This window comes from Pedobacter sp. (assembly GCF_035566355.1).
In the GTDB taxonomy this organism is placed as follows: Bacteria; Bacteroidota; Bacteroidia; order Sphingobacteriales; family Sphingobacteriaceae; genus Pedobacter.
In genome coordinates, this window is sequence record NZ_DATMRL010000690.1 from 1 (window position 1) to 5,324 (window position 5,324).

The window sequence follows — 5,324 nt, forward strand, 5'->3', positions numbered from 1 at the left end:
ATGCTTCTTCATCTGCCATCTATGGATCAAGAGGTGCAAATGGGGTTGTTCTAATTACCACTAAAGGAGCCAATAAAAAAGCAGGATTTTCAATTGAATACAGTGCAATGGTTTCTGCAAAAACACCTATCCGGATTCCGGACATGCTGGGTAATGAGGGAAATGGGCTCGAATATATCAATTATAAGATCGCCTTGTGGAAGAAAAAGTATGGGGAATCATCTTTGGGAAGAACTGACTTTTTTACAGATGACGAAAAAAGACGAATTAAACATTCTGAATATTATGATTGGTTAAGAGAGATCTCCAAGGTTGGGATCAGTAATAACCATACCATTAACGTTTCCGGAAACTCAGAAAAAACATCTTATTCCTTTGGCTTTGGTTATACCGACGATGATGGAATGGTTGGCAATGAGAACTTTGGAAGGATTACAGCAAACTTAGGCCTTGAACACCGCTTCTCAGACCGTTTAAAAATTGGGATAAACAACTACTTCTCTTTAAACAAGATCAACCAGGGTGCAGATGATGCCTTACTTAATGCTTATTTCCTTCCTCCGGTGGTTAGTCCATACGGACCTGACGGGCAATATGCATTTGAAGTTCAGCCAACGTCAAGTAAAATAAATCCGTTTGTTCAGATCGAAAACAACAAAAAAATCAACGAAGTCCGTTACAGTAATATTTCTGCTTTTATTGAAGGCAATCCTATTAAATCTCTAACGCTGAAATCTCAACTCTCCATGCAATATGATAATGACGTATATGGCGAATGGATCGGTAAACAAACGCAGGCAAAAATGGGAATTATAGACCCAGAAGCTTTTCGCAAAGATGGCATGAATTTAAACTATGTATGGGATAACCTTGCTACGTATAATAAAACCTTTGAAAAAGACCATAAGTTAAACCTGGTTGGATTATTCAGTTTACAAAAGGAAACACATAAAGGCTCTCAAATGCGTGGAAAAGGCTTGCCTTATGAGTCTGACTGGCACGCCATTCAAACTGCAGAAGAGATTACTGATGTAAGCAGTTACTATTGGGAATCGTCTATGATTTCTTACATGGCACGTGCAAATTACACTTATAAAGACAGGTATCTGTTTACAGCAACCGGCCGTGTAGATGGTTCGTCAAGACTATCGGTTGATAACCAATGGGGTTTTATGCCTTCTATGGCTCTCGGCTGGCGGATCAGCGAAGAAGAATTTATGAAAAAGCAGAACACTATAAGTGATCTGAAGTTAAGGTTGAGCTGGGGAAAAAGCGGGAATAACAATATAGATTATGATGTTGCATTCAGCAAATTAAATCTGGCAAAATACGTATTCGGGCAAAAGGGAACCAATGGGTTTGGTTTAGGGGATGCTAAAGGAAATGATAAATTAAAATGGGAAATGACTTCCGAATGGAACGCGGGATTGGACCTTGGGTTATTCAAAAACAGGATAACCATGACTTTTGATGCATACAGCCGGGTTACAAAAGATTTGATCTTTAAGCAATCTATAGCAGGTGTAAATGGCTTCAATACCGTACTTAGAAATATAGGTAGCACTGGAAATAAAGGAATCGAACTGGGCATCAATACAGTTAATTTAAATACATCGTCATTTAACTGGAAAACCAATCTTACCTTTTCTTTAAACAGAAATATAATTAAAGAGCTTTATGGCAATGGAAACGACGATTTGGCGAACAGATGGTTTATTGGTAAACCTATTAATGTGATTTATGATTTCGAAAAAGTAGGAATCTGGCAGGAGGATGAGCGTGCAGAAGCTTTGAAATATGGTCAATCTCCAGGTCATATTCATGTTCGCGATCTAAATAACGACGGATTAATTGATGAACGGGATTATAAGGTATTGGGTACCCCCTCCCCTGACTTTACCGGAGGACTTACCAATACGTTTACCTATAAGAACTGGGATCTTTCCATCTTTATGTATGGCCGTTATGGGGGCTTGTACAATGACGATTTTACCTACATGTTTACGGCATGGGATAATGAACAATGGAATAAATTAAATGTAAAATATTGGACCCCGGAAAACAAAAGCAATGAATATCCGGAAATTGGTGCCCAGTCTTATTACACTCAGGTACTGGGAAAGATATCCGGTAGCTTTTTAAAGATCCAGAACATTACTCTTGGTTATTCACTTTCCGAAAAATTGAAGAAAAAAGTGGGTTTAAAGCAAGTTCGTTTATATACGGCTGTCTTAAATCCGTTTACATTTTCAGCCTATAAAGGCCCTGATCCTGAGATCATTGGTGAAAATGTATATACCCAGATGTCTTTATATCCTTTGACATTCAATTTCGGCCTCAATGTTTCATTCTAAGCTAAACAACATGAAAAAACTATTTAATTTGTTTTTCGTATCCCTTTTCGCAATACTATTATCCATAGTTTTTGGGGGATGCAAAAAATTTATAGATCCTGAAACGCCTTCGATTGTAACTGATAAGTTTTACAATACAAAAGAAGGACGGGAAAAATTACTGGTAGACATCTATGCTCAATACAGAGGTGTGCTTAATACCAGTGAGCTTCAATATTACGGGACTGATCTATATATGGCAATTGGTGAGGGCCCAGTAGAAAAGATGTTCAATGGCTATGATAAAACTTTCAACTCTACAGCACCTGTTGTGGGTGGTTATTGGAAAAATTTGTATAAAATTGTTCAGGAATCCAATATATTACTGACCCGCTGTACGCCTGCAATAGCTGGAAGTGATTATAATAAGATAACCGCACAAGGCCGCTTTTTAAGGGTTTTGGCTTATTACTACCTGGTGGAAACATTTGGACCGGTACCTTTCTATAATAAAGAACAAACAGAGGTCATTGAAACCGCAACCAGAACTCCTGAGCAGGCAATTTATGCTTTTATGATTTCAGAATTGGTGGCCATAAAAGGACAATTACCTCTGGCCAGTACTGAAGCAGGAAGGCTTAACAATGCTGCGATTACCCATTTACTTGGAAAAATTTACCTGACCAGGGCATATAAACCTTTTGCAGAAGCAACAGACTTTGCTAACGCAGCGTCTAATCTGGATGAAGTAATCTTACAGGGAAAATCGGCCTTTTATCTCTCAAAGAATTACAAAGATGCCTATGATGAGACCAGACAAAATAATCCTGAAGTGATTTGGGCCATCCAATATGGTACAGATAAAAATTTCAATGGATCCGGAAATCCTCAGCAAAGTCTTTTTGGTTTCAACATTACGGCCCTTGAACCTGGCATGTTTATAAGGAACCAACTAGATTATTCTTCAATGCAAAGGCAATATTGGGTTATCCCAAAAGCGCATGAGCTTTTTACCAATCCAGACATTGACACGCGCTACGACGCTACGTTTAAAAGAGAATTCTATATCAATAACCCTGCAAATGCAAATTTTGGAGCACTTGGCATCTATTTTCCAAGATGGAACGATCAGTCTGGAATAAGCAACGGGGCCCAGAAATTCTATCCTTTCAAAAATGGTGGCAACTACAACTGGTATCCGCAGTCTACCTCGCTTGCTATTCTAAACGACGGAATAGATCGTATGCCTATCGTGCAAAAATTTAAAGATACTAAAATGGAATGGGGCGGCCTTGGGACACGTGAAGATGTGGTTTTCCGCTTAGCAGACACTTATCTTCTTGCTGCTGAAGCCTATTTGGGTGCGGGTAACCAGGGCTTAGCATTAGAACGTGTAAATGCAATCAGGCAAAGGGCTGCAAAAGATGACGCAAGCTATGTACAATTCATGCAATTGAATTCTTTAAATATTAATATGATCATGGATGAAAGAGCGAGAGAACTTTTTGGGGACCATGACCGCTGGTTTGACCTGAAACGAAGTCATACATTAATTGAGAGGGCTAAAGCTTACAACCCTTTTGTTCAGCAATACAACAATATCAACAACAACCATTTGGTACGCCCGATCCCTCAGGACGAGCTCAATAAGTTATCAGGAATTGCACAAAATAATGGTTATTAATCTTACAATTATGCTAACAAATAAAATATCGTTACTATCTTTTTTTACTTTGATTTCTATGTGCCTGAGCGGCTGTAGTAAATATAAAAGCCCAGAGATCAACCAGGGTCTTAACGATCCTAAACCTATTCTCTATAATAGTTTATATGACCCAATTAGCGATCAAGGTCAATATAACCTTCCGGAGATGACCAAAAAACCAAAAAAATATTGGTCCCTTGTTGAAGTGATCACTGTTGGAAACCGAAATAATATTGGTGAAACGGAAGAAATAAGAGGGTTGCAATATCACCTGCTAAGCCAGTCTATTGCCGGATTAACTAATAAGGCCGTTGAAGAAGGTCGCAGTGAAATTGGTGTCTGGATGCAGGATCACGGAGGTAGTGAGTCTTATACTTTATCAAAGCAGGCGCTTAAAAACATGGGTATTTCAGAACAGGGCGGACAAAGTGGTATAGAACTTGCACGCAACACCTATGGAAGTTCAGATGGTGTTCATATCCAGATAAAGGATCTTTTTAGCGGTTATGTACTAACTGATGTAACGAATAATCCGGAAAGTAACATGGTGGCGTCGGTTGCCTCCTCAATTTATAATTCCATTATCGTTGATGTCAGGGATAAAGCAAAGTACGATGCTGCCGGGTATAAAATGACTTACGATGCCAGAAGCAAAAGTACAGCTGATGCATGGAGAGAGTTTAAAGATAAAGTGAGTAAAAAGGCACTGGTGGTGATGCCGGTACAAACCGGGGAATTAAGAGATTTTGCCATTAAAAACAATCTATTCGTACTGAACATCAATAAAAAGTTTAACCAACCGTCTGGTGGGCAGAACCTTGATTTGCTAGATGAGATATTAAAATCGCTGGATCCCGGAGCCCCGGTTTACGGATGGGAACAAGGAGTGGATGAATCGCTGTTTGTGGATAGAGCCTCCATTTTAGGGCACGTTTGGGTACCCAGCGACTGGATCTACAACTTGTCAATGACCTCCCTGCTTTACAAAAGCAGACAGGAAGCCAAACTGGCACAAGTTGTTAATCCACAATTCATTGATTGGTCCAAAAAGAAAAAATTCGTTTCGTATTACCTTTCAGATGGGGACAACATACAATGGATGATGAATGATTTCGTACGTGATTATTACAACAGTCCATATGCCAATGATATGAAAATGGGATTTGGTGTCCCTGTTTCTAATTTAAACATGATGGCACCTGCACAGTTTAATAACATCTTTAGCCAGCAGAAGCCAAACTATACACTAATTGAGGCGTTAGGCGGTGGTTATATGTATGTAGATA

At 39.1% G+C, this 5,324-nt stretch carries 3 protein-coding genes; all 3 read left to right on the top strand.

The features are described from left to right. Window positions 1-2,354, top strand: a 2,354-nt coding sequence (locus VNZ46_RS27150; protein ID WP_325564458.1) for a SusC/RagA family TonB-linked outer membrane protein, incomplete at its 5' end; no start/stop codon positions are given. 10 nt (window positions 2,355-2,364) lie between these two features. Further along, window positions 2,365-4,017 carry a RagB/SusD family nutrient uptake outer membrane protein gene (locus VNZ46_RS27155; RefSeq protein WP_325564460.1) on the top strand — a complete coding sequence of 551 codons (1,653 nt, stop codon included), beginning with the start codon at window positions 2,365-2,367 and terminating at the stop codon, window positions 4,015-4,017. A 10-nt stretch (window positions 4,018-4,027) separates the two neighbouring features. Next, a partial coding sequence (locus VNZ46_RS27160) for a hypothetical protein (protein WP_325564462.1) occupies window positions 4,028-5,324 on the top strand: 1,297 nt, incomplete at its 3' end.